Source organism: Candidatus Accumulibacter propinquus, assembly GCF_056856495.1.
In genome coordinates this window covers 645,059-669,069 of record NZ_JBSEHC010000003.1, presented here as the reverse complement: position 1 = coordinate 669,069, position 24,011 = coordinate 645,059, and the positions used below count along the sequence as shown (strand labels likewise).

Below are 24,011 nucleotides of genomic sequence, written 5' to 3'. Positions count from 1 at the left end.
CTCCTGCCCCCTAGAGCCACTCGCCGACATCGCAGAAGTGCCCGGCGATCGCCGCGGCGGCAGCCATTTCAGGGCTGACGAGGTGAGTCCGTCCGCCGGCCCCCTGTCGCCCTTCAAAATTACGATTCGAGGTCGCGGCACAACGCTCTCCGGGTTCGAGGCGGTCGGCATTCATCGCCAGACACATCGAACAGCCCGGCTCGCGCCACTCGAAGCCGGCAGCGATGAAAACCTGGTCCAGTCCCTCGCTTTCGGCCTGCTGCTTGACCAGCCCCGAGCCCGGAACGACCAGGGCCTGCCGGATGCTGCCGGCCACCTTCCGGCCCCTGACAATCCCGGCGGCAGCTCGCAGATCCTCGATCCGCGAGTTGGTGCACGAACCGATGAAGATCTTGTCGAGCCAGATCTCCCGAATCGGCAGGTTCGGGCGCAGCCCCATGTAGCTCAGGGCACGCTGCATACCTTCGCGCCGCGTCGGATCCGGCTCACTGGCCGGGTCAGGGACACAGGCATCGACCGGCACCACCATCTCCGGCGACGTACCCCAGGTCACCTGTGGCCTGATGTCCGCCGCCGACAGTTCGACGACGCAATCAAAGTGGGCGTCGGGATCGCTGTGCAGCCGGCGCCAGGCCACGACGGCACGCTCCCACTGCTCGCCCTGCGGAGCGAATGGACGACCGCGCAGGTAGTCGATCGTCACCTCATCGACGGCCACCAGGCCAAGGCGGGCGCCCGCTTCGATGGCCATGTTGCAGAGCGTCATCCGCCCCTCCATCGACAAGCCGCGAATCGCGCTGCCGGCAAACTCGATGGCATAACCCGTGCCACCGGCAGTACCGATGCGGCCGATGATGGCCAGCGCCACGTCCTTCGCCGTCACGCCTTTGCCGAGCACCCCATCGACCTGCAGAAGCATCGTCTTCGACCGCTTCTGCAGCAGGCACTGCGTGGCCAGCACGTGTTCGACCTCGGACGTGCCGATGCCGTGCGCCATGCAGGCGAAAGCGCCGTGCGTACTGGTATGCGAGTCCCCACAGACGACCGTCATGCCCGGCAGCGTCGCACCGCTTTCCGGGCCGACGACATGCACGATGCCCTGGCGCGGGTCCCGGAACGGGAAGTAGGCCAGCGCACCGACTTCACGGATATTGGCATCGAGCGTCTCGACCTGCAGACGCGACACCGGGTCCTCGATGCCCCGCTCCCAGTGGTCGGTGGGCGTGTTGTGGTCGGCCGTGGCGACGATCGAGGACACCCGCCAAGGCTTGCGGCCAGCCAGCTTGAGACCTTCGAAGGCCTGCGGGCTGGTCACTTCGTGCACCAGATGGCGGTCGATGTAGATCAGTGCGGTCCCATCCGCTTGCTGATGGACGACATGGTCCTGCCAAAGCTTCTCGTACAAGGTCTGCGACATCGATGAATATCCTGCGAGGTTCGCCCCCGGTGGGCAACATGAACGGCTGGATTATGTCACACCGCGATCAACACTGTCAGCGCCAGCGCATGCGTCCAGGTCAGCCTTCTTCACCCACGTGGCGACGACAACGAGTCCCACCAGCGCAAAGGCCGAACTGATGGCATAGGTCGGGGCCGCGCCCCAGGCATCCCATGTCCAGCCGCTGAGCAGGCCACCGACCAGGCCGCCGGCGCCGAACGACAGGCTCGAATACAAGGCCTGCCCGCGCGCCTGGCAATGACCAGGGAACCAGCGGTTGACGGCGGCGATGGCGGCGGCGTGATAAGCGCCAAAGGTCAGCCCGTGCAACAACTGCGCGAAGATCATCACCGACAGCCAATCGGCGCCCCAGGCGATCAGCAGGAAGCGCAGCACGGCAGCGGAAAAGCTGACCAGCAGCAGGGTACGCAAACCAAACCGGCGTAACAACCCGGCCATGAAGAAGAACACCACGATCTCGGCGACGACGCCGAGCGACCACAGGCAACCGACCAGAAACTTGCTGTAGTGATGATCGGAAAGGTGGATCGAGTAGAAGACGTACAAGGCGCCGTGCGCCGCCGACATCGCAAAACACGCGGCGAACAGTGCCCTGACGCGCGCTTGACGGATGATCGTGGCCACCGGCAGATGCGCCTCGGCCGACTCCGACGGCAGCGCCTCGGGAACCGCCCAAGCGTAGACCAGGATACCGCCGAGCGTGCCGACGATCACCCACAACAAACCCGGCAGGGGCACGCGGTCGAGCAGCGCGCCGGTACCCATCACCGCGGCGATGAAACCGATCGAACCCCACAGCCGGATACGGCTGTAACGCGCCGGTTCCGCGCGCAGATGGTCGAAGGTCAGGGTTTCGACCAGCGGCAACGCAGCGCTCCAGAAGAAAGCCAGGAGGGCCATGGCCATCAGCATCGGTACGAAGCCGCTGACGACGAAAAATGTCGAGAAACCCAGCAGGCTGAGCAGGCCCGCCAGACGGACGACAGCCACCCGCTGCGCCAGTCGATCGGCGAGCGCGCCCCACAGATAAGGGGCGAACAGCCGCATCAACTGCATCTGCGACATCAACAGACCGATATCCCAGGCCGAAAACGACAAGGACTGGAGATAAAGCCCGAAATACGGTGAAAACGCGCCGATGAAGGCGAAATAGAAGAAGTAGTACCCGGAGAGGCGCCAGTAGGGCAGAGCGTGCATCCGGCAATTCTACCGGATGCACCCGACCCCGCCGGGTGACGAACGGCTCAGCCGCCGCTCTTCTGCGCCACCAGCATCCGGTACATCTGGTCTTTCAGCCACACCCGATGTTTCTTCATGTTTTCGATCGTGAAGTCGTCGACCGGCAGGTCTTCCTCCTCGAGACGTTCGACTTCCCTGGTCAGGTTCTGGTATTGATCATACAAGTGGCCGAACTGCTCGCTCGACGCTTGCAGTGCGTGAATGAAATCGAGGTATTCAGGGAACTCATGGTGAAGATCGTGATGCTCAACTTGCATGATCGTGGCCTCTGGCAAATCCCGGCCCGCCCTATGCGCGACCGGACCGCGCGATTATAACCATTGGCAAGGCCACCCGTCATCCCGCCACCCTACCCGGAATGGGTGGGGTGTTGCTCGACACATCGGCGCACTGGGCACGATGTCGCAAGGCTTGGTCGATCAACACCAGGGCCAGCATCGCCTCGGCGATCGGCGTCGCACGGATGCCCACGCAGGGGTCGTGTCGACCGTGCGTTTCGACCATTGCAGCCTGTCCGTCGAGCGTCACCGTGCGGCGCGGCAGGCGGATGCTCGAAGTCGGCTTGATGGCCAGGTTCACGATCACTTCCTGGCCACTGGAGATGCCGCCGAGCACGCCCCCGGCATGGTTGCTGAGGAAACCCTGCGGCGTCATCTCGTCACCATGCTCACTGCCCTTCTGGGCAACGCAGGCAAAGCCGGCCCCGATTTCGACGCCCTTGACGGCGTTGATGCCCATCATTGCATAGGCGATCTCGGCATCGAGACGACCATAGACCGGCTCGCCCCAGCCCGCCGGCACGCCGTCGGCCGTCACCGTGATCTTCGCACCCACCGAATCGCCGGACTTGCGCAGACGGTCCATGTACTCCTCCAGTTGCGGCACGATCGCCGCGTTCGGGGCGAAAAAAGGATTGCCGTCGATCTCGGCCGCGTTTACGAAGGGAATCTCGATCGGCCCGAGCTGGCTCATCCATCCTTGGATTCTGATCCCAAAGCGCTCGGCCAGCCACTTGCGGGCGATCGCCCCGGCCGCCACACGCACCGCCGTTTCACGCGCCGAGGAGCGGCCGCCGCCGCGATGGTCACGAAAGCCGTACTTGCGGGTATAGACGTAATCGGCGTGTCCGGGCCGAAAAGTCTCGGCAAGATTGCCGTAGTCCTTGCTGCGCTGATCCTGATTGCGGATCAACAGGGCGATCGGCGCGCCCGTCGTGCGGCCCTCGAAAACGCCGGACAGGATCTCGACCGCGTCGGGTTCGCGCCGTTGCGTTACGTGCCGCGAGGTCCCCGGCTTGCGGCGGTCGAGTTCCCACTGGATGTCCGCAGCACTGATCGCCAGGCCGGGCGGACAGCCATCGACCACGCAGCCAATCGCCGGTCCGTGTGATTCACCAAACGAAGTCACGGCAAACAGGGTGCCGATGGTGTTGCCGGACATGGTCGCCTCTGGAATGTTAAGATGGCCGCAAAGTCTACCACAGCCCTGCGCGCCCCCCGGCGCACGGCACGGGTCAGGACATCGGCGCGTCCAGGGCAGTAGACCGGACACCAGCGGGCGCACCAGGCAGTGCGCTGGCGGTGCAGAACATTCGTTGATCGAGGCTCGCCAGATGACCCGCAATCCGACACGCCCCGGCAAGCCATCCACCCCCGCCCCGAAATCCGTCGCCCCGCAGCGCCCGGCGGCGGTCGGCAATGCGCTGCGCCAGGCGCAAACACGCTGGCAGCGCACCACCCGCTATGGCTGGGACAAGGGTGGCAGCGGTGGCGGTCGCTGACGCGAGGACTTTCAGTCGCCCGACCGGGCCTGCGCAGCGGGCGATGGTGCTCTGCCGCCAACCTGAAACAAAAAACCCCCAGGGAAAAACCTGAGGGTTTCCGGCATCCGGAAGGGCGGTTTATTTGACCACTGCAACCGCAGCGATGGGCTTGGCTTCCGTCTTGACCTCGGCCTTGACCTCCGGCTTGGTTTCAGCTTTGGCTTCAGGCTTGCTGTCGGTCTTCGCGGGCTTGGCAACATGCTTCACCGGGTGTGCCTGGTGCGCCTGCTTTTCTCCCTTGACTTCGGTCCTGGCTTCAGCCTTGACGTCGGTCTTGGCGGCAGCTGCGGTCGTCGGGTGGGCTGCGTCGGCCTTCACCGTCTCGATGGCTTTCGGTGCTTCCACCTTCTTGTCGGCAGCCGCCGGGGCCGTCACCTTGGTCGCCGGGGCGACGGAGGTCGTCGGAACAGCGGGCGTATTTCCCTGGGCAAAAGCAGCGGAAGCAAAGCCAGCGGCAACAACCAGAGCGATCACAGTCTTCGTCATTTTGAATCTCCTTGGGCAGTCTTGATTGATTTGGTTTCGGACACTGCGTTATTGCAGCGCCTTGTGCCGAATAACGCCGTCGTCTACGCAAGGGATGTCAGGACAAGTGTAAGGCGATGTATCGCTCTGTGACCGCCGCGTTGATCGCGAAAGCAAGGGTGCGTACGTTCAGAGCAGGCCGGAAGCGATGTTGATCGTCAACGCCAGGATCGTGGTGTTGAAGAAGAAAGCCAGGACGCAGTGTACCAGTCCGGTTCGGCGCATTGAGCGGCTGCTCAGGCTGACATCGGCGGTTTGACCGGAAGTGCCGATCACACAGGAGAAATAGAGAAAGTCTCCGTAGTCCGGCGCATGACCGCCTGGAAAGTCGAGGCCGCCGGGATTGCCCCGCGCCTGCGCAGCGTAAAAATCATGCGCGTAATGCAACGCGAACATCACCTGCGTGAACGCCCAGCAGGACACGATGGTCAACGCCGCCAGGCCGACATGGGCAAGACGCAGTGTCTCGTGCGTGTTCTGCGCTACCCCGAGCTCGACGACGATCGCCACGAGCCCCACGATCGCCGCTGCGACGACCAACGCGAGGACCACGATTCGCCCTTCGTCCTGCTGCAACGCCCGTGCCCGGATTCTTTCGTGGGTCGATCGGAACATCATCCACACCGCGAGCAGCAGGTAGAGACACGCCCCGACGTTCCAGCCGATGATCGCGCGCGTGTTGCCGGGCAGCGCCAGCGAACGCGGAAGAAGAAATGCCGTCATCACCCCGATCAATGCACAGATGAGCAGCCGGGGCCGCGCCATGAGCACGCGCACCAGCCTGGGGCGCGGGGATTGCACAGGAATGTCCGCCATGCGCGTATCTTACCCCGGAAAACGCCCATCGGAATTACACGGGGAGGTCCAGGGCAAGGCCGTCATCGGGGCAGCGCTGCGCTGGTAGACACCGACCGCCAGACGTCTTGCCGGGAAGGTAGCGCAGGCCGCGGGAGCAAATGCCTTCCTTCCGGCGGTAGCCGCAGTGGTGTCCGACCGGAGACGCACAACCTGGTCGTCGAGCAGCCACCGTTCCATATTATTGTTCTAGGATGTCTATCTGCACGGTTGCGACATCAGGCGCATGGACCACGAGATCAGGAGCGCCCTCGACCTGGCGCTCACCGACGCCATTCGCCAGGGGCGAGTGCTCTGCGACAACGAAGCGGCCATGACCGAACCGGCACGCTCGACCTGAGTGTTAACGGCTAATCTCAGATCCGGTTGCACACGCGTGGACCACGCTCGTTAGAGGAGATCCCGCCAGGCAAACTGCAGCTTGTCGCCAGTGATCTGCTCGAACGCCAGGCCCTTGCCGTCGGCAGCGACGAGCATCTGCGAACGAACCTGGAGTGGTTTGAACGCAAACGAATGGACCATGATGGAGAGGGGGGTGAATGCCATACGTCTTAACAGGCCATTCAGAACGGCTGCAAACAGCTTGCCACGCTCCTGCTTCATTCGGGTAATTGAGTCTTTATCCGCCATATGCTGCTTACGCTGTTGTGCTTACCTTCTGCTTACCGCCGCTATTCTTGCTGGCTTGTTGCCACAGTTGAATTCGGTGCATCCACCATTCACCAAGCACTCTGCCCCGTTCCGGATGCCGCTAAAATAGTGCAAGGCTTGTTTCAATTGGCGGAAGCGGTGAGATTCGAACTCACGGACGGTTGCCCGTCGCCGGTTTTCAAGACCGGTGCAATCGACCACTCTGCCACGCTTCCTGCAACTTCACCAAGGCCCGTTCTTACTGTCGCCAGTTACGGCTCAGGATCTTGAGGGAACTGAATGATAGCACGGCGCCTTCGCCGCCCCATCGCCGAGAGCACAGCGTTACGTCCCGTGACACCTTGAGCATTGAAACTTTCGCCTTATTTGGCTAGTCTTAGCGCCGTAATCGTAATTTCACATACAGGAGAACAGTATGCAACCCCAGTTTCAGATGACGGGCCAGGCCAGCGGCGAGTTGGCACTGCAGCAGAACAAGGTCCTGCGCAACACCTTCATGCTGCTTGCCTTGACCATGCTGCCAACCGTGCTTGGCGCACTTGTCGGTGTACAGATGCAGTTTGCCTTCTTGTCCGGCAGCCCGCTGATGTCCTTCCTGCTCTTCCTTGCGATCGCATTCGGCTTCATGTGGGGCATCGAGCGCACCAAGAACAGTGGCATGGGCGTGGTCCTGTTGCTTGGCTTTACCTTCTTCATGGGTCTGATGCTGTCGCGCATTCTGCAGGTGGCGCTCGGCTTCAGCAACGGCGGTTCGCTGATTGCCATGGCTGCAGGTGGTACCGGGTTGATCTTCTTCTCGCTCGCCGGCATAGCCACGGTGACCAAGAGGGATTTCAGCTTCCTGGGCAAGTTCCTGTTCATCGGCATGATCGTCGTCCTGCTGGCAGCGCTGGCCAACGCCTTCTTCCAGATTCCGGCCTTGTCGCTGACCATCTCGGCGATTGCCGTGATGGTCTTCTCGGCCTACATCCTTTATGACATCAGCCGGATCGTCAACGGTGGCGAGGACAACTACATTTCAGCAACGCTGGCGGTCTATCTCGACATCTACAATGTCTTCGTCAGCCTGCTCAACCTGTTGATGTTCTTCAGCGGCGATCGCGACTGATCGGGATTCCTGGTCGCACTCTTCAAGCGAGGGCGGTGCGCAACCCGCCCTCTTTTTTCGTTCAGTCCTGGAGGAACGCGCGCCCCTGAACCAGGCGTGAACCCGTTCGGCCCGGGATTTCAGCGAAGCCAAGCGTATGGCGCGGCAAGGTCGTGATGTTGCGCGACACCAGCAAGTCGCGCAAGGCGACCAGTTGATAGCCGCGGCACCGCCACTCGGAGAGCAGGCGTTCAAGCGTGGCGCTGTACTGCATCCCTTCAAGCTCGGCCCGCAGGGTGAATACGTGGTCGCCACCAACCCTGGTGGATTCTTCGACGAGGCGATCGATGGCCTGGTCAACGGAAGGTGTGCCGGTAGCCAGCAGTTCGTCGAGCGTCGGCAGTGTCGTCGGAAGTTGCGGGCAAAGCACGATTTCCCCATCGATAACCGGGATGAAGGGGAACTTCCCGCGACAATCGCTGGCGTAACAAAAGCCCAGCCGTTGCGTCAGACGCAGCGCATGACGATTCATCCGCCACCCTGGAGCAGCGTGTGCGTGCGGGGGTGTGGCGAAAATGTCCTCGTAGCGGCGATAGGCCTGCGCCATTTCGGCTTCAATCCAGGCGTTCTCGGCGGTCATCACCGCGCTTTCCCAGCGGACTCGATTCCAGGCGTGAATTGCCACTTCAAAACCCGCATCTCGTGCCTGGCGCATGTTATCTGCGTGGCGCGCGCCAATATCAGGGGCTGGCAAGAACAGCCCATAGAGGCGGGTAACAAAATCGTAGTGACGGCTCGGCGAGAAGGCACGGGCCTCACGACCACTGGTGTCGGGACCGAGCGAGAAAAAGAAGCTGCCCGACGCATCGTTTCGCTGCAGCAAATCGATCAGTGCCGGGACACCGAGCAGCGTGCCACGACAGGTGTCGACGTCGATCTTGAGGGCGATACGCTTCATTTACCGTAAGTGACGCGTCAGCGCCCCTCGACAGCGCTCAGACAAGGAGCAGGCCGACAGCGACTTTACGCCCTTCGCCCATCAGGATATTGTAAGTGCGACAGGCTGCCGGCAGATCCATCACTTCAAGCCCTTTCTGTGCCTGGACCAACGGCCGCAGCAACTCCGGGTTCGGGAAGCGCAACTGATTACCGGTGCCCAGCAGGATGATTTCAGCGTCCAGTGAGGCGAGCAGTTCAAGGTCTGCGGCGCACAGCGTTTCGAAGGTGGCCTGCGTCCAGTTCGGCAGCAGACGATCAGGCAGCACCGCCAGGTTACAGTTGTGGCGGACGCCATTGACACTGACATAGCCTTCGCCGTAGGCGGTGAAGGTGTTCAGTCCATCGGTTTTTTCGAGCTGCAGTTTCATGAAAATTGCGGTGCACAGGACGTTAAAGTAGGATTATAGCTTTTTTGTCGACCGCGTTCAGACGCTGACCGAGCCTGATGGCCGCGCTGCGCCGCACGGCGATCGATGTTTCGCCAACTGCGTTGACCACTAGTCGAGCCTGGATCATGAGAGAGTTTTCCCGCATCAAGCGTTTGCCACCCTACGTTTTCAGCATTACCGCGGAATTGAAAATGGCTGCCCGCCGGCGCGGTGAAGACATTATCGACATGAGCATGGGCAACCCGGACGGCCCAACGCCGCAGCACATTACCGACAAGCTGGTCGAAGCGGCGCTGCGCGAGAACACGCACGGTTATTCGATCTCCAAGGGCATTCCGCGACTGCGCAAGTCCATCTGCGACTGGTATCAACGGCGCTACGATGTCAGCTTCGACCCGGAAACCGAAGCCGTGGTGACCATCGGTTCGAAAGAGGGCCTCGCGCATCTGATGCTCGCGACCCTTGACCGCGGCGATACCGTGCTGGTTCCCAATCCGTCCTACCCGATTCACATCTATGGGGCGATCATCGCCGGCGCTGACATCCGCTCGGTACGCATGACGCCGGACGTCGATTTCTTCGATGAGGTGCAACGCGCCATCCGCGAGTCGATACCAAAACCGAAGATGATGATTCTCGGGTTTCCGAGCAATCCGACGGCGCGCTGCGTGGATCTCGAGTTCTTCGAGCGCATCGTGACTCTGGCCAGGCAGCACGACATTCTGGTGGTACACGACCTGGCCTACGCCGACATCACCTTCGATGGCTATCAGGCGCCGTCGATCATGCAGGTCGCGGGTGCGCGCGAAGTGGCCGTCGAGTTTTTTACCATGTCCAAGAGCTACAACATGGCCGGCTGGCGGGTCGGTTACATGGTCGGCAACCAGGAACTGTGCAACGCCCTGGTGCGGATCAAGAGCTATCACGACTACGGCACCTTCACGCCGATTCAGGTCGCCTCGGTGATCGCGCTCGACGGCCCGCAGCAGTGCGTCGAGGATGTGCGTCAACTCTATCAGGGTCGTCGCAACGTGCTGGCCAAGGGGCTGCACGAAGCCGGCTGGATGGTCGAGATTCCGAAGGCCTCCATGTATATCTGGGCGAAAATCCCCGCGGCCTATCAACAGATGGGCTCGCTGGAGTTTGCCAAGAAACTGCTCAACGAAGCCAGAGTGGCGGTGTCGCCGGGCGTCGGTTTCGGCGAGTATGGTGACGATCACGTCCGTTTCGCGCTGATCGAAAACGAGGAGCGCACGCGCCAGGCGATTCGCGGCATCAAGGACATGTTCAGGAAGGACGGCCTGCTCTAGGCCAAGACAATGAAACCGGTACTCAAATCGAACAAGCTCGACAACGTCTGCTATGACATTCGTGGCCCCGTGCTGCAAAAGGCCAAACAGATGGAGGAAGAAGGCCACCACATCGTCAAACTCAATATCGGTAACCTTGCTGCCTTCGGGTTCGAGGCACCGGAGGAAATCCAGCTCGACATGATCCGCAATCTGCCGACGGCTGCAGGTTATTCGGATTCTAAGGGAATCTTCTCGGCGCGCAAGGCAGTGATGCATTACACGCAACAGAAGCACATCAAGGGCGTCACACTCGAAGACATCTATATCGGCAATGGCGTCTCGGAACTGATCGTGATGGCGATGAACGCCCTGCTCAATGCCGGCGACGAGGTGCTGGTGCCGGCGCCCGACTACCCTTTATGGACGGCCGCAGTGAGCCTGTCGAGCGGTACGCCGCGCCACTACCTCTGCGATGAAGCCAACGACTGGCTGCCCGACCTCGACGACCTGCGCGCCCGAATCACGCCGAATACGCGTGCGCTGGTGGTGATCAACCCGAACAACCCGACCGGTGGCCTGTATCCGGACAGCACACTGCGCGAAATGGTGGCCATCGCGCGCGCGCACAACCTGATCATCTACGCCGATGAGGTGTACGACAAGGTGCTATACGACGGCACCACGCATACGGCGATTGCCTCGCTGTCGCAGGACGTGCTGACCATCACCTTCAATGGCCTGTCGAAGAACTACCGCTCTTGCGGCTACCGCGCCGGCTGGATGGTCGTCTCCGGCGACCTGCGCGAGGCCCGTGACTATATCGAGGGTCTGGACATGCTGGCCTCGATGCGTCTGTGTGCCAACGTGCCGGCGCAGCATGCGATCCAGACCGCCCTGGGTGGCTACCAGAGCATTGACGACCTGGTCGCCCCGGGGGGACGAATGTGCCGCCAGCGCGACCTGGCGCACGAACTCATCACTGCCATTCCCGGCGTCAGTTGCGTCAAACCCAAGGCGGCGCTGTACATGTTTCCGCGCCTCGACCCGCAGGTTTACCCGATCGACAATGATCAGGATTTCATCGCCGAACTGTTGCAGGAAGAACGTGTGCTGCTGGTTCAGGGCAGCGGCTTCAACTGGCCGGCTCCCGATCACTTCCGCCTCGTTTTCCTGCCGCATGAAGATGACCTCCGCGACGCGATTGCGCGCATCGCGCGTTTCCTCGCCGGCTATCGCCAGCGCGCTGGAACGCGGCAGACCTAGGCCGCGACGCATCGGCTCCGCGCTGATCCGCACTCGCTGTTTTCCTTTCCACAACCCTTACTCGTGACTGCTCTATGAAACCTATCAATGTTGGACTTCTCGGGATCGGCACTGTCGGTGGCGGTACTTACTCGGTACTCAAGCGCAACGCTGAGGAAATCACCCGCCGCGCGGGTCGTCCGATTCAGATCAGTATCGTTGCCGACAAGGATCTCGAACGGATTCGGCAGCTCACGGGTGGCGCCTGCAGGATGAGCGATGACGCCTTTGCCGTGGTCAGCGACCCGGAGGTCGACATCGTCGTCGAACTGATCGGTGGCTACGGTGTCGCCAGGGATCTCGTTCTGCAGGCGATCGACAACGGCAAGCATGTGGTGACCGCCAACAAGGCTTTGTTGGCGAAGCACGGCAACGAGATTTTTGCCGCTGCGCAAAAGAAAGGGGTCATGGTCGCCTTCGAAGCCGCCGTCGCCGGCGGCATCCCGATCATCAAGGCGCTGCGAGAAGGCCTTACCGCCAACCGCATCGAGTGGATCGCCGGCATCATCAATGGTACGACCAACTTCATCCTCTCCGAGATGCGCGACCAGGGCCTGTCTTTTGACTCCGTGCTCAAGGAAGCACAGCGTTTGGGCTACGCCGAAGCCGATCCGACTTTCGACGTCGAAGGCGTGGACGCCGCGCACAAACTGTCGATCATGTCGGCGATCGCCTTCGGGAACTCGATGAGCTTCGACAAGGCACATATCGAAGGCATCAGCAAGCTCGACGCCGCCGACATCAAGTATGCCGAACAACTCGGCTACCGTATCAAGTTGCTCGGCATCACCAAGCGGACCGCCGAAGGCGTCGAACTGCGTGTGCATCCGACGCTGATCCCGGCCAAACGCCTGATCGCCAACGTCGAGGGCGCGATGAACGCGGTGCTGGTCAAGGGCGACGCCGTCGGCGCAACGCTCTACTACGGCAAGGGTGCCGGCGCCGAGCCAACGGCATCGGCAGTGATCGCCGATCTCGTCGATGTAACGCGCATGCATACCGCCGACCCCGAGCACCGCGTCCCGCATCTTGCCTTCCAGCCCGACGCGATGGTCGATCTGGCAATTCTGCCGATTGCCGACGTGGTCAGCAGCTACTACCTGCGCCTGCGCGTCGAAGACCGCCCGGGAGTGCTCGCTGACGTGACACGAATCCTCGCCGATGACGGCATCTCGATCGTCGCCATGATCCAGCGCGAGCCTGGCGAAGGTGAGGAGCAGACCGACATCATCATGCTCACCCACAAGACGCGCGAACGAAATATTGACGCCGCCATTGCCGGTATCGAAGCTCTGCCGGCGGTCAGGGGTAGGATCATTCGCTTGCGGCTGGAAGAATTGCTGTAAGGGAGGCGGTCGGCGGCGGATCAGGAGAAGCGCGAACGGTACACCCTTCGCGCAGTCTGCGAGGCGTACTGTTACCCCTAGTCGGTACGGGCACCGCACCGGTCGGTCATCGCCACACCGTTGGTTCAGAAGGTGTAGCGTGTCGGGTCGGTCAAGCCGGCGGCGACGAAGCCGGCGCGTCGCAGTCGGCACGAGTCACAGACCCCGCAGGCGCGGCCGTCTTCGTCGGCCTGATAACACGAAACCGTCAGCCCGTAGTCCACTCCGAGCTCGCTGCCGCGCCGAATGATCCCGGCCTTGTCGAGCGCGCTCAATGGTGCGTGAATGCGCAGCCTTGTGCCTTCGACGGCAGCCTTGGTGGCGAGGTTGGCCATCTGCTCGAAGGCTGTGATGTACTCGGGGCGGCAGTCGGGATAACCCGAGTAGTCGATAGCATTGACTCCGACAAAGAGGTCCCCACTGCCGAGTACCTCGGCCCAGGCCAGAGCCAGCGACAGCATGATGGTATTGCGTGCCGGCACATAGGTGACCGGAATGCCCGGCTGCACACCGTCGACGGGAACGGCGATGCGGCTGTCGGTCAGCGCCGAACCACCGAAGACGTCGAGCCGCAGCGACAGTGTCCGGTGCTCGCAGGCACCGAGCGCTGCGGCAACAGCCGCCGCGGCCCGGAGTTCGACGCGATGACGCTGGCCGTAATCGATCGACAGACAATGACAGGCGAAACCGCGGGAGCGGGCGATCGCCAGCGTGGTTGCGGAGTCGAGCCCACCGGAGAGGAGGACGACGGCCGGCCTGGTCGGAGATGAAAGTTGCGTGCTCATGGGGTGGCGAATATACTGCTTTACGACGCAGATGGGTTGTCTTTGGCGTGAAAGTTGTATCGCTGGCTGGCACCACATGCAATTGTTGGTTTGCAGGAGCGCTGTGGTGACGCGCAGAGCGTGTGCTCTGGTGATCAGACACCGCTGGCAGGTGGGCAAGTAATGCAATCGGTGTAACGTACGCTGCAAGTGCGCAGCTCTCTTCCAGGACACACTCCGTCCTGACGGCAACAGGAGCGGGTGGCGGTGGTTGCGAAACGCGCGACCGGCTACCGGATGCAAGGCCGCCGGGAGTTGGGCAAATCGCCGCCACGGGCCTGGCCCATGGCGTTCAGTTACCGATGCGGAGGTCCCGTGATGATATCCCTGTACGCTGCCCTGGTATCCCAAGCCCCGCCGTTGAGCGGCCCTGTCGTAACCTTGTGCCGTGATGTTTCGAATGCCGAAAGCATCGTTTTTTCGGGCACGCAACGACTGTTCGTGACTGGCCGTGAGGGGGTGTATGAACTGCTCGGGCCTTCCGACGATGACTGCGACAAAAAGCGTATTCCGGTGCGCGTCAAGGGGGTGCCGAAGCGCTGCATGAAGAACGGGATCGCGGCTCATGGCGATTATCTGTACCTGGCATGCGCGCATGTCATGCAGGGAAACAATCCCCTGCTCAATGCACTGATGGACGATGTCAATGAACTGCAGCAAACGCTGACGGGGTTGCTGCGCCTGTCGCTCGCGGCAATGACCTATCCAGTCGAATCCTGGATCGTCCGGTGCGATCTCAGGCAGATGCCACTGGCCTTTACGGAACTCGTCGCCGGGCTTCCCGGAAACATACTGGCCAACGGCATCGCCATCAGTACTGACGGCGAGTCACTCTATGTCGCCAACAGCGGGCCGAGCATCTCGACCGGCATCTACAGGGTACCCACCGACGCTGCCGGCGACGGGTCCAAAGCGGGGCTGTGGTGTCGTCCTCCCGGCTGCAAGCCCAATGGATTGAAGGTCAAGGACCAGACACTCTATTACACGGGCAACACCACACCGGCCGCCGTGCTCGGTAGCGTGCCGATCAACGATGACGGCAGTGCCGGCGAACCGCGGGTGATCTATACGGGCCCGTTTCACCTCTTCGACGATTTCGAAACGGTCAAGGAGGGTTTCGTCATTACCCAGTTCAGTAACGACTACATGGGCGTCAGCACCGGTTCTCTGCGCATCGTGTCGATGGGTGGAAGGGAACTGGCGGTGCTCAAGCGCCAGGAGATCGATAGACCGTGCGCGGTGGCAGTAGCAAAGACCAGCGGTGCGTTGTTCGCGGCGGGTGATGTTCTGATCGTCGACAAGGGCGTCGGGGGGGTCCTGCTGTTCAAGCCGGACGACCCCTGGCGCGACTGGTTGCAGGTGGCCCCAAGCTGACAGACCGAGCGCCGAAAACGCCGCCTTGGTGTGGCGGCGGCTACGGAATCTTCAGCACGTCCTTGATTTCCTCCAGGCTCTCGGGGATGCGCTTGACGATGGCGTCGGTGGCCTGTTGATTTGCCCTGATCACGATTTCGGCCAGCCCGCGCATTTCGCCGACTGCCGTCTCGAAGGCTTTTCTGGCGAGTTCGGTTTCCGCTGCGATGAGTTCCTGCGGCGAACCGCTGCGGGACAGCCCTTCAATCGCTGTATTGAGCTGTTGCAGCGTGGCGTGCAGGATCTTCACCTGCCACTCGCCGATCGCTTTCATCCCTTCGAGCGCCGCGCGATTGGAGGCGCTCAACGCTTCCAGGTTGTCCCGTTGCATGGCCACCAGGGCGTCCATGTTGACGCCGGGTACCTTCAGCCCTGCCAGGACTTTCAGTAGCCCTTCCGTACCCTTGGTCACGTCCATGCTGGCGACCGCCTTGCCCCAGTCGCTCAGTAGTTGGGAAACATCCGCCATTTTCCAGTCCTCCATTAGCTTTCAGGTCCCGGCAGACGGCGTGACGCCGATGTCCACCAGGTAATTGTCGTCAGCCTGCTCGGGCACTTCACTCGGCCGGGATCTCAAGCAGATTCTTTCCTCCGGCGAGAATGTTGATCATCTGGGCCACCGCCTTGATCTGAGTGCCGCGCTGCGTGTGGTAAGCGGTGTGGGTGTAGTTCTGCCCCCACCAGTCCCAGCATCCCCGAGGATTAAGCGGTGGCGTCAATGGGAAGGCGCCGCCGCGCGCCTGAATCTGGGGGTAGAGCACGATGATCTGATTGGCTTGAGCCCATTCGTTGTAACCTGCAAACTTCGCGAACAGATTGCCGGAGTGACCGATTCTGCCATCGGTCGTCCCGCCCTGGCGGCAGCCGTGGAACGCAACATGCAGCTTGCACGGCCGCCCGTCCTTGCATGCCTTCGGGATGAAGACGTAGCCCTCCCTGGCCATCGAGGCATTCTGCAAGGCATTATATGGCGTATCGGAGAACTTGCCGAAAACCTGTCGCTGGTCGAAGGCCAGAACCTCACTCTCTGCTACAGGCACGCGCGCGGCTTTGAGCGCCTGCTCGCCGTAGATACGCTTGAAGATGGCACCCGCCAGGTCCACGTCGGCGAGATCCCGGCAGACCGCTTCCTTGCCTCGCGGTGGGCAGGGCGTCCCGGCCGCGTCTGCGGCAGCGGGCGGACAGAGGCAGTGATTTTTCAGCGCACTCGCCTTGGCCACCGCCTCGCAATCGTCGATATAGGCGTCCTTGTCGGCGGCAGGGGGATCGGCAGGCGGCAATGGGCACGACCCCACCACATCACCTGCAGGCTTGTCGAATCCGTCTCTGACCATCGTGTGGCGGGCAGGAAAAGTGCGGCGATAGGCCATGTTTTCCGCGGCCACGCCACCTTTGTTGGCGTCGGCGTAGAAATGGAAGAGCGCGTCCATCACGCCCAGTGGAACGATTTGGTCGTGCGCGCCGCTGAACAGGTACACCTTGCCGTTCCTGAGGTTGTCAAGCTTGCTGATAGTCCCTGCGGTTTCCTGCTTCTTCGCTTCTGCAAACGAGGCGCGGGCTACGTGTTCGATTTCGGTCTTGTTCCCGGGAGCCAGGTCGGAGTTCCTGCACCACCGGGCATCCAGTCCGAGCGCCGAGCATTCGAGCATGACGAACTGGCTGCAGCGGGTGACGGCATCCAGAATCGTCCCGTGTGCACAGTAATAAGGACCGCCGGCAATGATCCCGGCACCCATGATGTGTTCGGAATGCGCGACATGAAACTGATGGGCCATGAATCCGCCCGAGGAGATGCCGGAAACGGAGATCTGGTCGGGGTCTATGTTGACCCCGGCGACAACTTGCTCAAGTGCCGGGGCACCGCCTGCCGCGCCGGCAAACGCGAGCATCCAGAGCGCCGGCAGCCGCGACAGGCATCGCCTGATGATTTGCCTTGCGAGCATCCTTCCCCCCTCCTGATGACGGGCATGCACGGCACCGATTCCTCCACGCAGGCCGGAAGTCAGTCATTTAACGTATGACATGCTGCGGCGCAGCACCCAGCATAGCGCAGGATGCGCACAAGTCAAGACTGGTGCGGCTGCCAGCAGACACCACAGCCGGCAGACCGCCCTCTATGAGGAAAGCAGCGCCGAGAGTTCGCGCTGCAACAGATCGGCGTTGCCGAGGTTCAGCTCAACCAGCCGACGCAGATGCGTCACGCTGTCGATGTCGATGCTGTGGCAGAGCAGGCCTGCCCGTGCGCCTTCGACATGTGCGACCGTCGCCTGCATGCGAATCTCATTGGCGATTTCGTCCAGCGGCACGCAGAGGGCAGCCGCAACTCCCAGCGGCAGTTCTGTGTCAGCGGGGAGACGCAGCAGCGCGCCCTTCAGGGACAGGTCCAACACCTGCACCGCAAGCGCTTGGGTACCGAGAACCAGTTGCGCTGGCGAAGCAAAGGCGATGCGGGAATAGTGGCGTCGTTCGTCGTTCACGGGAGTTGCCTCAGTGAGTTTGAGTTCTACTTGCTGCGCATGTTACCCCAAAGCACTTTGTGGAGTTGCAACTGAAAACGCACCGGCAGGCGATCGGCGAGTATCCACTCAGCCAGGGTTGTCGCCGACAGTTCACCGGCAACCGGCGAAATGAGCACGCGGCAAAGATCAGCAAGACGCTGCTCGACGATCAACCGGCGTGCCCACTCGTAGTCGGTGCGGTCCTTGAGGACGAACTTGAGCTCATCTGCGGCATTCAACAGGGCCAGGTTCTGCCAGCGATTGCGATTCAGTTCTCCGGAGCCTGGCGCCTTGAGATCGACGATCCGCGAAACGCGGGCATCAACGCCGCTGATATCGAGCGCACCGGAGGTTTCCAGGGATACAGAATAGCCGGCATCACTCAGTTCGCACAGCAACTGCAGACACGCCGGCTGCGCGAGCGGCTCGCCGCCGGTCACGCAAACATGCTGCACGCCGTGCTGCGCAACTTCGGCGAGGATATCGGGCAGCGCTATCATCCGGCCACCGCTGAAGGCGTAGCTCGTGTCACACCAGACACAGCGCAACGGGCAGCCGGTCAGTCGTACAAACACCGTCGGCAAGCCGACCCTTGAACTCTCGCCCTGCAGGGACAGGAATATCTCGCTGATCTTCAGCGACGGTGTGCTGACTGCGGCCTTCAAGCGCCTACTTTTTCAGTCTCTGCCTGGCGGTAGTAGCCGCAGCACTTTCCGGGTACTTGGCCAGCAAGGCTTCGAGCGTACTCTTCGCGCCCTTCGCATCGGCGAGTTCCTGCTGGCAGGTGGCGACGTTGAGCAGCGCATCGGGGGCCTTGGCGTGCGCCGGCCACTTGTTGGCCACCACCCGCTGTGCATCGATCGCCTTCTTGCAGTCGTGCAGCGCGTAGTGGGCGTTGCCGAGCCAGTATTGTGCGCTTGGGGTCAGCGTGCTCTCCGGATGGGCCTTGGCAAAGGACTCGAAAGCCGCCGCCGCTTCCTTGAGCTTGTTCGCCTTGAACAGATTGAGTGCGGCTTCGTATTCGCGGGTTTCGGCCGCCGGATCGCTGACGACCTTTCTGGGTGCCTCGACCACCGGCTTGCTCTCTTCCGCCGGTCTTGCCTCAACGTTCGCCGCGGCCTGTGGTTCGAGTTTGCGCAGGCGACCGTCGAGATCGACGTAGAAATCCTGCTGCCGCTTTCTGGCCGATTCCAGTTCGTAGGTCAGCGTCTCGACCTGACCACGCAGGCGCGAGTTCTCTTCACGCAGGGCCTGAATCTGGTTCGCCAGTTCGATTTGTCCTTTGGCGAAAGTGTCGAGGCGTTCGTTGGTCTTGACCGCCAGGTCCTTGACCTGGCGGCGTGCTTCTTCATCATCGAAGAGGCCGGCCTGGGCCTGTTGAGCGGCCAGGGCAGCAAGCGAAAAGGCGATCGCCAGAACACGCATCCTGCCCGACCGGCACACCATGGGCGTTGCCGCCATCCTAGAACTCGCCGTTGTAAAGCATGTCGCCGCGACGATTCTCGGCCCAGGCCGCTTCGCCATGGCCTTCGTTCTTCGGCTTCTCTTCACCCAGGCTGACCGACTCGAGTTGCTCCTCACGGGCACCGAGCAAAGCCAACATCTTGCGGATGGCATCCGCGCGCTTCTGACCCAGAGCCAGGTTGTACTCGCGACTGCCGCGCTCGTCGGTATTACCCTGGATCAACACCTTGAACTGGCGATTCTCGGTCAGGAACTTGGCATGCGCGGTCACCAGATCCTTGTACTCGGCTTTGACTTCATAGCTGTCGTAGTCAAAATAGACGCTGCGTCTGGACAGGATGCTCTTCGGATCGGTGAGCACCGCCGGCAGCCGGCCGGTCTCGACTCCACCCGTCGTCACCGTCGTCACCGACGACCCGCCGCCGCGGCTCTCGACGGGTGCGCCTGCCGCTGCGTCGCTGCTCTCGGGCGTCGAACTGCACGCGGCCATGACGAGAGCCAGGGCGGCCGGGATGAGGAGTTGCTTCATGGTGTTTCTCCTGCGCAAGATTCGTGATTGGAATGATTCTTCATTTGTTGAGGGGACCCCACGCCGGCTCACGAACATCGCCCGCCGCAATCGAAAGGCGCTGCTTGATCCGTCCATCGATCGAAACTGCCGACAGGACGCCACGGCCGCCGACCTCGGTGGCAATCAGGATCATTCGACCGTTCGGTGAGAAAGTGGGGGATTCGTCCTTGTGCGAGTCGGTCAGGATCTGTACCTGCCGGCTGGCAAGGTCCATTACCGAAAGCCGGAAACTGCCGTCGCGGCGACTGATGAAAGCCATCGACTTGCCGTCGGGGGAGAGGCGTGGCGTCACGTTGTAGCTGCCCTCGAAGCTGACTCGCTGCGCGTCGCCGCCACCGGCGGCAATGCGATAGATCTGCGGGCTGCCGCCACGGTCCGACGTGAAATAGACGAATTGTCCGTCGGGAGAAAAGTTGGGTTCGGTATTGATCGCATTGGCTGTCGTCAGGCGTTGCACGCCTGAGCCATCGGCGTTGACCGTGAAAATCTGCGAGCCGCCGTCCTTGCTCAGCACCACCGCCAGCTTGCGCCCGTCAGGCGACCACGCCGGCGCCGAATTGGAACCCTTGAAGTTGGCCACGACGATGCGTTTTCCCGAGGCCAGTGAATGCACATACACCACCGGCTTCTTGTTTTCGAAGGACACATAGGCCAGGCGGCCGCCCTCTGGCGACCAGGAGGGCGAGATGATGGGCTCCTTCGAGATCAGCGCCACCTGTGCATTCTGGCCGTCGGCGTCGGAGATGTGCAACTCGTAACGTGCAGCGCCGGCCTTGATCACATAAGCGACCCGTGTGGAAAAGATGCCGGGTTCACCGGTCAGCTTTTCGTAGATCATGTCGGCGATTCGATGGCCGGCGGCACGCAACATCGGCTTCGAGGTCACGAAAGCGGAGCCGCCCAGCACGCTCTGCTTGGTGACGTCGTAGAGCCGGAAACGAGCCTCACGACGCCCGTCTGTGCTTTCGCCGATGCTGCCGGCGGCCAGCGCGTCGGCACCCCGACTTTTCCACTCCTCGTAGACCGGGGCGGACGCCTCGGTCATGACCGCTGCGCCAGGGTCGATCATCTTGAACAGGCCGCTACGTTCCAGGTCGCCACGCACGACGGAGGTGATGACGCGTGCGGCGCTGGCCTCGCCGCCAAAATCGGCGATCGCCACCGGGATTCGGTTGGCGCCGGCACCGGTGATTTCAATGGTCAGTTGGGCGTGCGCCGACGCCTGCAGCAGGGCTAGCGCGCTGATGGCCACGAGGCCGAAACGACGAAGTTTGAGCACGATTCCAAGCATGGGGCAGTCCAGTACAGAATGCGCGATTATATCGTCTCTGAATGCGCTTGATTTGTAACGAAACGTGATCTTGCCGAATGCCGGACGCTGCAGGCATGACCTGGCACTTGAAGATCCCGAGAACGAGTTCGCTGGAGTCAGCAAAGCGGTCGATTTGATGGGCGTTCACGGTGGTGAGCAAAGGCCATGGCTGCGTAACCGCGGTGCTTTGCTAGTCGTCCTGGGGTTTATAGTACAGATTCAGAACACGCTCGAAGAGTTCGGGTTGGGCCGGCTTGGGCAACGGCGACGACTTGCGGATCGCCCGCTCGATCGCAGCATCGAGCGCCGGGTTGCCACTCGACCGGAGCAGCCTGACGTTGAGCACTTCGCCGGATGGAAGTTGAGTCACTTCGAACTTCGCCTCCGGGTTGCCCTGGATGCCGGGCGGTAGGGACACGTGGCCGCGAACCTTCAAGCCAATTGCTCGCACGTACGCCTTATTGTCGAGCGACTGCGCACGCGCTTTCTCGGCCGACGCCTGCTCGGTCTGCAACTGCTTGCTTAGACGCTCCTGAGCTTCATTGCGTGCGCGCCTATCCTCGGCGGCTTTCTGCTCAGCCTTCTGCTGTTTGAGTTCCTTTTGCTCTCGGTCCAGGGCATCGCGCAGGTTTGACCTCGGATCCGTTTCCGGTTTGCGCGGCTCGTCCTTCCGGGGCGCTTCTTTCGCCTTTGGCTCGTCTTTTCGTTCAGGTTCCCGGGGTTTGGGTTCTTCCTTGCGCACGGGTTCCTTTGCCTTGGGCTCTTCCTTGCGCGGAGTTTCCTTCGGTTTGGGTTCTTTCGGCGTTTCCTTCCTTGGCGATACTTCCTTCGGCTTCGGCTCCTCCTTCTTCGGCGGCTCATTGACCTTGGGTTGTTCTTCCTTCTTCGGCGGTTCCTTGGGCTTTTTTTCTTCCTTCAGGGGAATATCGGGCTTGATGGGTGGCCGGGGTTCCGCTTTCGGCTCGGGTTTCGGCATCGCTTTGGCAACCGGCCGGGGTTCAGGTTTCGGCTCCGGAATGGGAGCCGGTTTCGGAATCGGTCTGGGTTCGGGCTTTGGTTCCGGTTTGGGTTCGGGTTTCGGCTCCGGTTTGGGTTCGGGTTTTGGCTCCGCTTTGGGTGCGGGCTTTGGTTCTGCTTTGGGCTCCGGCCGGGGTTCCAGTCTTGGTTCGGGTTGGTTCGCGGGAGCCTGGACGGCACGCCAGACTTCGACTTCGACGGCACTCGGCGGCGTGCTCTTCCACTGCACACCGAGGAACAGCGCAGTGATGAGCAGCAAGTGGACGGTCGCCGAGAGAGCCAGCGAAGGCCACTTCGCCGGTTCGTCCTGCGGTGGCCGGAGGATGGGTTCGACAGCTTCCACGGCTCAGGAACTCACCGGCCGCTTTGCTCGACGAGAAGGCCGATGCGTTTGACCTGCGCCTTTTGCAGCGCGGCCATCACATCCATCACCGCCTGATAGTTGACCTTCTTGTCGCCGGCCACGAGAACCGCTTGTTCGGGGGTCTTCTGCGCCGCCACGACCACTTCTCCCAGATCGCCGAGACTCACGCGCCGGCCCTCGGACTTTCCGGGGAGAACCAGACTCAGCTTGCCGTCGGCGGCGACGTCTACTCGCAGGGCTTCCCCTGGTGTCTGCGCTGCCTTGCCCACCGAAGGCACATCGATCGTGCCGGTGGTCATCATCGGTGCCGTCACCATGAAGATGACCAGCAGCACAAGCATGACATCGATATAGGGAACGACGTTGATTTCGTTTTTCAGACGGCGCGGACGCATGGCCTTACCTCATCTGCCGTTGCAGGATGTTCGAGAACTCCTCCATGAACGACTCGAAGCGCGACGAGAGCCGGTCGATTTCGTGCGCAAAACGGTTGTAGGCGACCACCGCCGGAATCGCCGCGAACAGGCCGATGGCGGTGGCAACCAGCGCCTCGGCGATGCCGGGGGCAACCGCGGCGAGCGTCGCCTGCCCGACGTTCGACAGGCCGCGGAAGGAATGCATGATTCCCCAGACGGTTCCGAACAGACCGACGTAGGGGCTCACCGAGCCGACCGAAGCGAGGAAGGCAAGATGCGAGTCGATACTGTCCATCTCACGCTGGTAGGTCGCGCGCATGGCGCGTCGCGAGCCGTCGATGACATCTTTCGGGTCGAGGTTCTTCTGGCTGCGCAGCTTGGTGAATTCGCGGAAGCCCGCCTCGAAGATGCGTTCCATGCTGCCGGTGCTGTGGCGGTCGTTGATCGCGCTCTGGTAGAGGCTGTTCAAGTCGCCACCGCTCCAGAAGTCGCGCTCGAACTGCTCGGTCTGTGCGCGCGCCGCCTTGACGGTGAACCATTTGCGAAAGATGTAGTACCAGGACATGAACGAGACGCCGGCCAGCAACAGCATGACCGCCTGCACCACGGCACTGGCGTTGAGGATCAGGTGCAGAATCGAAAGGTCTTGCGAGACATTCATTGCAGGGCTTCCAGTTTGGTACGCAGAAATGAGGGAATCGAGGTGGCTTTCATCAGCTTCGAATTGACGCAAACGATGCGGATGCTGCCGCTGACCAGTTCTTGCCAGCCGCCGTCGACGTGCGCATCGGCGCGCCGGATGTGCTGGCGAAAATGCAACTGCGCGCGGCTGATCTTCTCCACTTCCAGGCCGACGACGAGCTGATCGTCGAGCCGCGCCGGCTTCAGGAACTCGATCGCGACGCCACGCACGACGAAGGCAATTCCCGGATCGCGCAGCAGCTCGGCCTGCTGATGGCCGATCGCGCGCAGCCATTCGGTGCGGCAGCGCTCGAAAAACTTCAGGTAATTGGCGTAATAAACGACGCCGCCGGCGTCGGTGTCTTCGTAGTAAATACGCACCGGAATGGTGAACGCGTTGGGTTTTTGCTCGTATTTCATGGCCGGCGCCGATTCTAAGGCAGCCC

27 protein-coding genes and 1 tRNA gene are annotated in these 24,011 nt (G+C 61.8%); 6 read left to right on the top strand and 22 right to left on the bottom strand.

Going from position 1 to position 24,011, the window contains the following annotated elements:
* Positions 1-10: 10 nt before the first annotated feature.
* The 4 genes from leuC to aroC all read right to left on the bottom strand — a co-directional run bounded on the left by leuC (position 11) and on the right by aroC (position 4,138).
* Positions 11-1,417 carry a 3-isopropylmalate dehydratase large subunit gene (leuC, locus tag AC15MQ_RS09130; protein WP_483079939.1) on the bottom strand — a complete coding sequence of 469 codons (1,407 nt, stop codon included), beginning with the start codon at positions 1,415-1,417 and terminating at the stop codon, positions 11-13.
* Between the two features lie 51 nt (positions 1,418-1,468).
* Entirely contained in the window at positions 1,469-2,656 is a 1,188-nt protein-coding gene (locus AC15MQ_RS09125; protein WP_332337736.1) for an MFS transporter, read from the bottom strand.
* 47 nt (positions 2,657-2,703) lie between these two features.
* Positions 2,704-2,955, bottom strand: a complete 252-nt coding sequence (locus AC15MQ_RS09120; protein WP_287653778.1) for an HP1242/YdcH family protein — start codon at positions 2,953-2,955, stop codon at positions 2,704-2,706.
* Between the two features lie 79 nt (positions 2,956-3,034).
* On the bottom strand, positions 3,035-4,138 hold the full coding sequence (gene aroC, locus AC15MQ_RS09115) for a chorismate synthase (protein WP_483079938.1): 1,104 nt from the start codon (positions 4,136-4,138) through the stop codon (positions 3,035-3,037).
* Positions 4,139-4,310: 172 nt separating this feature from the next.
* Between aroC and AC15MQ_RS09110 the strand changes: the two genes are divergently transcribed.
* Positions 4,311-4,478: a hypothetical protein gene (locus AC15MQ_RS09110; RefSeq protein ID WP_483079937.1), complete on the top strand. Its 168-nt coding sequence runs from the start codon at positions 4,311-4,313 to the stop codon at positions 4,476-4,478.
* A 120-nt stretch (positions 4,479-4,598) separates the two neighbouring features.
* On the opposite strand, the gene AC15MQ_RS09105 is transcribed toward AC15MQ_RS09110, so the two are convergent.
* The 4 genes from AC15MQ_RS09105 to AC15MQ_RS09090 all read right to left on the bottom strand — a co-directional run bounded on the left by AC15MQ_RS09105 (position 4,599) and on the right by AC15MQ_RS09090 (position 6,766).
* Positions 4,599-5,006: an amine oxidase gene (locus AC15MQ_RS09105; protein ID WP_287653783.1), complete on the bottom strand. Its 408-nt coding sequence runs from the start codon at positions 5,004-5,006 to the stop codon at positions 4,599-4,601.
* Positions 5,007-5,174: 168 nt separating this feature from the next.
* A complete protein-coding gene (locus AC15MQ_RS09100) occupies positions 5,175-5,861 on the bottom strand; it encodes a DUF1345 domain-containing protein (protein WP_287666928.1) in 687 nt (228 codons plus the stop codon).
* Positions 5,862-6,290: 429 nt separating this feature from the next.
* Positions 6,291-6,503: a hypothetical protein gene (locus AC15MQ_RS09095; protein ID WP_287666931.1), complete on the bottom strand. Its 213-nt coding sequence runs from the start codon at positions 6,501-6,503 to the stop codon at positions 6,291-6,293.
* Positions 6,504-6,678: 175 nt separating this feature from the next.
* Positions 6,679-6,766, bottom strand: a tRNA-Ser gene (locus tag AC15MQ_RS09090).
* Between the two features lie 200 nt (positions 6,767-6,966).
* Between AC15MQ_RS09090 and AC15MQ_RS09085 the strand changes: the two genes are divergently transcribed.
* On the top strand, positions 6,967-7,659 hold the full coding sequence (locus tag AC15MQ_RS09085) for a Bax inhibitor-1/YccA family protein (RefSeq protein ID WP_287655271.1): 693 nt from the start codon (positions 6,967-6,969) through the stop codon (positions 7,657-7,659).
* Positions 7,660-7,720: 61 nt separating this feature from the next.
* Here the strand turns inward: AC15MQ_RS09085 and AC15MQ_RS09080 are convergent, their stop codons facing one another.
* Together AC15MQ_RS09080 and AC15MQ_RS09075 are read right to left on the bottom strand one after the other, a co-directional pair.
* Positions 7,721-8,596, bottom strand: a complete 876-nt coding sequence (locus AC15MQ_RS09080; protein ID WP_483079936.1) for a polysaccharide deacetylase family protein — start codon at positions 8,594-8,596, stop codon at positions 7,721-7,723.
* A 37-nt stretch (positions 8,597-8,633) separates the two neighbouring features.
* On the bottom strand, positions 8,634-9,005 hold the full coding sequence (locus AC15MQ_RS09075) for an Mth938-like domain-containing protein (protein ID WP_287666982.1): 372 nt from the start codon (positions 9,003-9,005) through the stop codon (positions 8,634-8,636).
* A gap of 146 nt (positions 9,006-9,151) precedes the next feature.
* Between AC15MQ_RS09075 and alaC the strand changes: the two genes are divergently transcribed.
* The 3 genes from alaC to AC15MQ_RS09060 all read left to right on the top strand — a co-directional run bounded on the left by alaC (position 9,152) and on the right by AC15MQ_RS09060 (position 12,966).
* On the top strand, positions 9,152-10,336 hold the full coding sequence (alaC, locus tag AC15MQ_RS09070) for an alanine transaminase (protein ID WP_287655276.1): 1,185 nt from the start codon (positions 9,152-9,154) through the stop codon (positions 10,334-10,336).
* A 9-nt stretch (positions 10,337-10,345) separates the two neighbouring features.
* Complete coding sequence (locus AC15MQ_RS09065; RefSeq protein ID WP_483079935.1) at positions 10,346-11,581, top strand: pyridoxal phosphate-dependent aminotransferase; 1,236 nt, start codon at positions 10,346-10,348, stop codon at positions 11,579-11,581.
* 74 nt (positions 11,582-11,655) lie between these two features.
* Positions 11,656-12,966, top strand: a complete 1,311-nt coding sequence (locus AC15MQ_RS09060; RefSeq protein WP_287655278.1) for a homoserine dehydrogenase — start codon at positions 11,656-11,658, stop codon at positions 12,964-12,966.
* A 125-nt stretch (positions 12,967-13,091) separates the two neighbouring features.
* On the opposite strand, the gene queC is transcribed toward AC15MQ_RS09060, so the two are convergent.
* Positions 13,092-13,790, bottom strand: a complete 699-nt coding sequence (gene queC / locus AC15MQ_RS09055; protein ID WP_483079934.1) for a 7-cyano-7-deazaguanine synthase QueC — start codon at positions 13,788-13,790, stop codon at positions 13,092-13,094.
* 354 nt (positions 13,791-14,144) lie between these two features.
* Between queC and AC15MQ_RS09050 the strand changes: the two genes are divergently transcribed.
* Positions 14,145-15,203, top strand: coding sequence for an SMP-30/gluconolactonase/LRE family protein (locus AC15MQ_RS09050; RefSeq protein ID WP_287655280.1), 1,059 nt, complete (start codon positions 14,145-14,147; stop codon positions 15,201-15,203).
* A 40-nt stretch (positions 15,204-15,243) separates the two neighbouring features.
* Here AC15MQ_RS09050 and AC15MQ_RS09045 read toward each other — a convergent pair whose 3' ends face one another.
* From AC15MQ_RS09045 to ybgC, 11 genes are all read right to left on the bottom strand, one after another.
* Positions 15,244-15,711, bottom strand: coding sequence for a phasin family protein (locus AC15MQ_RS09045; protein ID WP_287655282.1), 468 nt, complete (start codon positions 15,709-15,711; stop codon positions 15,244-15,246).
* 88 nt (positions 15,712-15,799) lie between these two features.
* Positions 15,800-17,185, bottom strand: coding sequence for an alpha/beta hydrolase family protein (locus AC15MQ_RS09040; protein ID WP_287666988.1), 1,386 nt, complete (start codon positions 17,183-17,185; stop codon positions 15,800-15,802).
* A 171-nt stretch (positions 17,186-17,356) separates the two neighbouring features.
* Positions 17,357-17,719 (bottom strand): PilZ domain-containing protein, encoded by a 363-nt coding sequence (locus tag AC15MQ_RS09035; protein WP_287655285.1) that lies wholly within the window; start codon positions 17,717-17,719, stop codon positions 17,357-17,359.
* 26 nt (positions 17,720-17,745) lie between these two features.
* Entirely contained in the window at positions 17,746-18,405 is a 660-nt protein-coding gene (gene queE / locus AC15MQ_RS09030) for a 7-carboxy-7-deazaguanine synthase QueE (protein ID WP_287666989.1), read from the bottom strand.
* Between the two features lie 4 nt (positions 18,406-18,409).
* Complete coding sequence (gene ybgF, locus AC15MQ_RS09025; protein ID WP_332337726.1) at positions 18,410-19,201, bottom strand: tol-pal system protein YbgF; 792 nt, start codon at positions 19,199-19,201, stop codon at positions 18,410-18,412.
* Position 19,202: 1 nt separating this feature from the next.
* The gene (pal, locus tag AC15MQ_RS09020) at positions 19,203-19,733 is read right to left on the bottom strand and encodes a peptidoglycan-associated lipoprotein Pal (protein ID WP_287666992.1); all 531 of its coding nucleotides are present in this window, start codon (positions 19,731-19,733) and stop codon (positions 19,203-19,205) included.
* Positions 19,734-19,773: 40 nt separating this feature from the next.
* Positions 19,774-21,066: a Tol-Pal system beta propeller repeat protein TolB gene (tolB, locus tag AC15MQ_RS09015; RefSeq protein WP_483079933.1), complete on the bottom strand. Its 1,293-nt coding sequence runs from the start codon at positions 21,064-21,066 to the stop codon at positions 19,774-19,776.
* 211 nt (positions 21,067-21,277) lie between these two features.
* Positions 21,278-22,447, bottom strand: coding sequence for a cell envelope integrity protein TolA (gene tolA, locus AC15MQ_RS09010; protein ID WP_483079932.1), 1,170 nt, complete (start codon positions 22,445-22,447; stop codon positions 21,278-21,280).
* Positions 22,448-22,458: 11 nt separating this feature from the next.
* The gene (tolR, locus tag AC15MQ_RS09005; protein WP_483079931.1) at positions 22,459-22,863 is read right to left on the bottom strand and encodes a protein TolR; all 405 of its coding nucleotides are present in this window, start codon (positions 22,861-22,863) and stop codon (positions 22,459-22,461) included.
* 4 nt (positions 22,864-22,867) lie between these two features.
* Positions 22,868-23,545, bottom strand: coding sequence for a protein TolQ (gene tolQ, locus AC15MQ_RS09000; RefSeq protein ID WP_034924219.1), 678 nt, complete (start codon positions 23,543-23,545; stop codon positions 22,868-22,870).
* On the bottom strand, positions 23,542-23,985 hold the full coding sequence (gene ybgC, locus AC15MQ_RS08995) for a tol-pal system-associated acyl-CoA thioesterase (protein ID WP_483079930.1): 444 nt from the start codon (positions 23,983-23,985) through the stop codon (positions 23,542-23,544). The genes tolQ and ybgC overlap by 4 nt, the downstream gene beginning before the upstream one ends.
* Positions 23,986-24,011: the final 26 nt, after the last annotated feature.

Excerpts from the sequence above, each read along its gene's own strand:
- ybgC (WP_483079930.1), bottom strand. The coding sequence starts at position 23,985 with ATGAAATACGAGCAAAAACCCAACGCGTTCACCATTCCGGTGCGTATT.
- AC15MQ_RS09045 (WP_287655282.1), bottom strand. The coding sequence starts at position 15,711 with ATGGCGGATGTTTCCCAACTACTGAGCGACTGGGGCAAGGCGGTCGCC.
- AC15MQ_RS09095 (WP_287666931.1), bottom strand. The coding sequence starts at position 6,503 with ATGAAGCAGGAGCGTGGCAAGCTGTTTGCAGCCGTTCTGAATGGCCTG.
- AC15MQ_RS09100 (WP_287666928.1), bottom strand. The coding sequence starts at position 5,861 with ATGGCGGACATTCCTGTGCAATCCCCGCGCCCCAGGCTGGTGCGCGTG.
- aroC (WP_483079938.1), bottom strand. The coding sequence starts at position 4,138 with ATGTCCGGCAACACCATCGGCACCCTGTTTGCCGTGACTTCGTTTGGT.
- AC15MQ_RS09060 (WP_287655278.1), top strand. The coding sequence starts at position 11,656 with ATGAAACCTATCAATGTTGGACTTCTCGGGATCGGCACTGTCGGTGGC.
- AC15MQ_RS09075 (WP_287666982.1), bottom strand. The coding sequence starts at position 9,005 with ATGAAACTGCAGCTCGAAAAAACCGATGGACTGAACACCTTCACCGCC.
- AC15MQ_RS09080 (WP_483079936.1), bottom strand. The coding sequence starts at position 8,596 with ATGAAGCGTATCGCCCTCAAGATCGACGTCGACACCTGTCGTGGCACG.
- AC15MQ_RS09120 (WP_287653778.1), bottom strand. The coding sequence starts at position 2,955 with ATGCAAGTTGAGCATCACGATCTTCACCATGAGTTCCCTGAATACCTC.
- alaC (WP_287655276.1), top strand. The coding sequence starts at position 9,152 with ATGAGAGAGTTTTCCCGCATCAAGCGTTTGCCACCCTACGTTTTCAGC.
- tolR (WP_483079931.1), bottom strand. The coding sequence starts at position 22,863 with ATGCGTCCGCGCCGTCTGAAAAACGAAATCAACGTCGTTCCCTATATC.
- AC15MQ_RS09040 (WP_287666988.1), bottom strand. The coding sequence starts at position 17,185 with ATGCTCGCAAGGCAAATCATCAGGCGATGCCTGTCGCGGCTGCCGGCG.
- AC15MQ_RS09085 (WP_287655271.1), top strand. The coding sequence starts at position 6,967 with ATGCAACCCCAGTTTCAGATGACGGGCCAGGCCAGCGGCGAGTTGGCA.
- pal (WP_287666992.1), bottom strand. The coding sequence starts at position 19,733 with ATGAAGCAACTCCTCATCCCGGCCGCCCTGGCTCTCGTCATGGCCGCG.
- AC15MQ_RS09110 (WP_483079937.1), top strand. The coding sequence starts at position 4,311 with ATGACCCGCAATCCGACACGCCCCGGCAAGCCATCCACCCCCGCCCCG.
- AC15MQ_RS09125 (WP_332337736.1), bottom strand. The coding sequence starts at position 2,656 with ATGCACGCTCTGCCCTACTGGCGCCTCTCCGGGTACTACTTCTTCTAT.
- AC15MQ_RS09065 (WP_483079935.1), top strand. The coding sequence starts at position 10,346 with ATGAAACCGGTACTCAAATCGAACAAGCTCGACAACGTCTGCTATGAC.
- queC (WP_483079934.1), bottom strand. The coding sequence starts at position 13,790 with ATGAGCACGCAACTTTCATCTCCGACCAGGCCGGCCGTCGTCCTCCTC.
- tolB (WP_483079933.1), bottom strand. The coding sequence starts at position 21,066 with ATGCTTGGAATCGTGCTCAAACTTCGTCGTTTCGGCCTCGTGGCCATC.
- AC15MQ_RS09105 (WP_287653783.1), bottom strand. The coding sequence starts at position 5,006 with ATGACGAAGACTGTGATCGCTCTGGTTGTTGCCGCTGGCTTTGCTTCC.
- ybgF (WP_332337726.1), bottom strand. The coding sequence starts at position 19,201 with ATGGCGGCAACGCCCATGGTGTGCCGGTCGGGCAGGATGCGTGTTCTG.
- leuC (WP_483079939.1), bottom strand. The coding sequence starts at position 1,417 with ATGTCGCAGACCTTGTACGAGAAGCTTTGGCAGGACCATGTCGTCCAT.
- tolQ (WP_034924219.1), bottom strand. The coding sequence starts at position 23,545 with ATGAATGTCTCGCAAGACCTTTCGATTCTGCACCTGATCCTCAACGCC.